This is a genomic window from Actinomycetota bacterium, assembly GCA_019347675.1.
In the GTDB taxonomy this organism is placed as follows: Bacteria; Actinomycetota; Nitriliruptoria; order Nitriliruptorales; family JAHWKO01; genus JAHWKW01.
This window is the reverse complement of sequence record JAHWKW010000060.1, coordinates 1-3,711: the sequence shown is the minus strand read 5'-3', so window position 1 is coordinate 3,711 and position 3,711 is coordinate 1. Positions and strand designations below refer to the sequence as shown.

5 protein-coding genes are annotated in these 3,711 nt (G+C 65.5%); 3 read left to right on the top strand and 2 right to left on the bottom strand.

The genetic code is table 11. From position 1 onward, the window contains the following. Both KY462_16790 and KY462_16785 read right to left on the bottom strand, forming a co-directional pair. The coding region (locus tag KY462_16790) for a helix-turn-helix domain-containing protein (GenBank protein ID MBW3579355.1) at positions 1-419 on the bottom strand (419 nt) is incomplete at its 3' end. Between the two features lie 18 nt (positions 420-437). Continuing rightward, positions 438-827 carry an ACT domain-containing protein gene (locus tag KY462_16785; protein MBW3579354.1) on the bottom strand — a complete coding sequence of 130 codons (390 nt, stop codon included), beginning with the start codon at positions 825-827 and terminating at the stop codon, positions 438-440. Between the two features lie 331 nt (positions 828-1,158). Between KY462_16785 and KY462_16780 the strand changes: the two genes are divergently transcribed. The 3 genes from KY462_16780 to KY462_16770 all read left to right on the top strand — a co-directional run bounded on the left by KY462_16780 (position 1,159) and on the right by KY462_16770 (position 3,386). Continuing rightward, positions 1,159-1,764, top strand: a complete 606-nt coding sequence (locus KY462_16780) for a sigma-70 family RNA polymerase sigma factor (protein MBW3579353.1) — start codon at positions 1,159-1,161, stop codon at positions 1,762-1,764. After that, positions 1,761-2,816 (top strand): hypothetical protein, encoded by a 1,056-nt coding sequence (locus tag KY462_16775; GenBank protein MBW3579352.1) that lies wholly within the window; start codon positions 1,761-1,763, stop codon positions 2,814-2,816. Before KY462_16780 ends, KY462_16775 begins: the two co-directional genes overlap by 4 nt. 231 nt (positions 2,817-3,047) lie before the next feature. Beyond that, complete coding sequence (locus KY462_16770; GenBank protein MBW3579351.1) at positions 3,048-3,386, top strand: hypothetical protein; 339 nt, start codon at positions 3,048-3,050, stop codon at positions 3,384-3,386. The last annotated feature ends 325 nt before the right edge of the window (positions 3,387-3,711 follow it).

Here is a 3,711-nt window from a genome sequence, read left to right as displayed (position 1 = left end):
TGCAGCCCCCACTCGCGCCAGATCCGCGCGACGGTCATGTGGCTGACCCCACCGACGTGGCGGGCAAGAAGCCGCGACGACCAATGGGTGATCCCCAGACGCTGCGGCGGCGGGGTCAGCGTCGCCGCCAAGACCTCCTCACGCTTGTCGCGGGTGATCGTCGGCGGCGCCCCTGAGCGCGGCGCGTCACCGAGCGCGTCCACCCCGCCCCTCTCGTAGCGCTGCCGCCAGGTGATCACCGTCGCCCGTGAGCAGCCCACCCGCTTGGCGATCTCGTCGGCCGGCAACCCCTCTGCCGCCAACAGCACGATCCGTGCGCGTTCGACCTGCTTGGCCGGGGCCGACTTCGCCCGGACGCGGGCTTGCAGGACCCTGCGGTCCTCCTTCGAGACGTCCAGGACCTTCGCATGGTTTGCCATGCGAGAAAGTATCCGCCATCAAGACCCAAACGTAAAGGAACCTACGTTACTGACCACTAGGACCTCAACAGCGTCGTCTAGGTCGTTTGCGCGTACCAGCAGCCAATCGGTGTCGAAGGTCGACACGACGAAGACCGGGATCCCCGCGTCCGCCAGTGGCGCCGACAATCCGGCCAGTACACCCGTGAGGGAGAACTCCAACGGACCGCGGACCGATATCGCCTGCCAGCCCCCCTCGTGGAAAACCGAGTGCGGCACGGCGTGCTCGGGGATCACGATCGACAGCTCGTCGCTCGTCCGGGTCACGGACACCAATGGACCTGCCACTCCCCTCGTCCAAGCCGGGATAGCCCGGGAAGGGTCCAGTCGACAGATCGCCAGCACGGTCGGATGAACGTCCAGCTCCATGGCACCATCATCGTCCGGTCAGACGCCTGCACGCCGAACGGCATCAGCCATTTCATGCAACCGACGGGTCGGAATCACGTCCTTCTCCGTCCACACTCACAGCGTTGCGGAGTTGCATCACCTGCTCGACCGCCAGATCCGCCCCGACGGGCTGACTGCGAGCGAGATGGCGATGATCGCTTCTGGTACTCCGAAGACTCCGATCCGCCCCAGACGTTGAGCCATCGAGTCGCGCTTGACCGTGGTGGTTTCGGGTTGGGGCCAATGGGACGCTAGAGGCCGTGCCGGACATGTACTTAGTGAAGCGCGACAACCATCGGCCGCGAGGGACATCTTGACCAGCGACGAACAGCTTCAGGCGTTCAGGGATCTATTCGATGCGCATGCACGGTCGATCCTGGCGTACGCGCTGCGGCGCACCGAGGAGCCCGGGGATGCGGCCGATGTCGTAGCCGAGACGTTCGTGGTGGCATGGCGGCGGATCGACGCTCTGCCTGCTCACGGGCAAGCACGTCCGTGGCTCTTTGGTGTGGCCCGGCGGGTGCTGGCAAACCACCGACGTAGCAACCGTCGCCGCAGCGCCCTAGCCGACCATCTGCGGGAAGTCTTGGTCGAACGGGTTGCCGAGGACCATTCCGACCGAGTCACCGCCGCGCTTGTCGTGCGGGAGGCTCTCAACCGGCTTGGAGACGACGACCGTGAGATTCTTCACCTGACGGCCTGGGAGGGGCTGAACCCCACCGAGATCGCCGGCGTCCTCGACGTTCCCCCCTCCACGGTCAGAGGCCGGTTGCGCCGCGCCCGCGAACGGTTACGCCAGACACTGTCGGATCTGCACGACCCGCCGCTCGACGCCGGCGGCAACGGGCATCTTGCACATGGAGACCCCCGACCCGACGGACCAGCACTGGCCATCGACACGGAGGGAAATCGATGAACGACCAGCAACTCGACGCTCTCGTGGCCTCAACTGCCATCACCGATGACGAGGTCGCCGCCTTGGACCTTGAAGACGCCGAAATGGACCTGCGCGAAGCGATCGTCGCCACCGGACGATCCCACGGGCAGAGCGCGGGTGCCGCCCGTGGCGCCCACCGTCGACGCTTCCTGGCCGTCGCGGCCGCGGTCGCGGCGGCGGCGCTGGTACTGGTGGTGATCCAGCCTCTGGGTCGTGACAGCGGCACGGCCTGGGCCGAAGCCCTGGTCAGAGCCGCGGAAGCCTCTCCGCTGCTTCTGGTGAGCGAACCCGAATGGAAGGTGACCCGAGCGGACGTGTACGGCCAGGGCATCGGGGAGATGACCTTCAGCGACGGATGGACCGAGTTGACCGTGCATTGGCGGGACCCGGACGCCTTCGACAGGTACATGGACGACCGAGCCCACTCGGCCGACCACAGTGAGGAGCTGACCGTCCTCGGTCACCACGCCATGCTGTTCATATACGCAGGTGGCAACGACTTCACCACGCTGCTCCATGACGGCGACCACACCGTCGAGGTTCGTGGTGCCTTCCCTTCGATCGATGCCTACCGAACCGTGCTGTTGAGCCTTGAACGCGTCGATGTAGACACGTGGCTATCGGCCATGCCAGAGAGCGTAATCGCCTCGGCTGACCGCGCGGCTGTGGTCCGCGAGATGCTCGTCGACATCCCGCAGCCGGACGGATTCGATGCCGCAGCACTCGAGGAAGGACCGCTGCGCGACCGCTACCAGCTCGGTGCCGCCGTGAGCGGCGCGGTCGCTTGCGCGTGGATCGAACAGTGGATCGAGGCCCGCCGCAGCGGAGACGTCACCGCTACTAACCAGGCGGTCGAGGCAATGCGTAGCTCGTCCGAATGGGACGTCCTGCATGAGATGAACTCGTCAGGCGACTACCCGGAGGTGGTCTGGGAGTACGCCGCAGTCATGAACGATGACGGGACCGTCATGGGCGGGCGCCCCCTGACCGTCGAGGAAAGCTACAAACAAGCACTGGGATGTCCCAGATGAATCTCGCCCTACCCACGGTCGAGGAGGCCTTTAACTCCTCGGCGTGGACGAAGCAGCGCCTACGAGGCAGCGCGACGAGGGGACCTCCCCGCTATGCGTCTTGGCCGCGGACTGGCCGTTCCGGTACCCGCCCTGCTCCGTCTGCTCGACGAATCCCAGAGGCAGTCGGCGTAGACGTGAGTCACCGCCGGTCGTTCTGCGACGTCAGACGTCCCACCAAGCACCGTCCGGTTGGACGTCGACTACGTCGTACAGGGCGTCATAGCTCTCGCCGCCCAACGTGTGGATGGGGACGACGCGGTTAGGGGCCAGTGCCTCTGCGAGACGCCTGAGGTCGGTGATAGACGCGTGGCCCGAGGTGTGGAGCTCGACGAGTGGGATGCGATTGTCGTTGAGGAACGCCGTGAGGCGCTGGCCGGATGGTTCTTCGAGGTATCCGCTCCAGAGCGAACACGTGCAGGAAGCGCGGGGCAGGGCACCTGCCTCAAGCAGCCGAGGCCCTTCGCTCGCGCTGAAGAGCATGACGTAACGCGACGGCTCTTCCGCAAATCCTCCGGGAACACCCTGTGAGGGTTGATGTCATCGATCCGGTCGAAGGCTTCGGCCTGTTTGATCCTGATCGCCTGCGAGCGAGGTAGGTAACTGCGGATCCGTAACCACGACGGGTCGGTCTGGGGATGTTGTCGTTGCCCGAAGCGCGAGCGACATCGGCGCTGTACGCGTCCATCACGAGGTCTCTGTCGGACTAAGCGTCGCGCGGTAGATCGTGACTAGGCGCGTTTTCCGCATCGTCGTGCCGTAAGTCGTGGCCGTAGCGGGCTGTTTGCCGTTCTTGCTGGGGGTTCCTGGGCGTTTCTGGCTTCCGGGCCTCTGACATTGTTGTGCCAACATGAGC

What these genes read in the sequence shown, in the direction of transcription:
- KY462_16785 (MBW3579354.1), bottom strand. Translation starts at nt 827, where the DNA reads ATGGAGCTGGACGTTCATCCGACCGTGCTGGCGATCTGTCGACTGGAC.
- KY462_16775 (MBW3579352.1), top strand. Translation starts at nt 1,761, where the DNA reads ATGAACGACCAGCAACTCGACGCTCTCGTGGCCTCAACTGCCATCACC.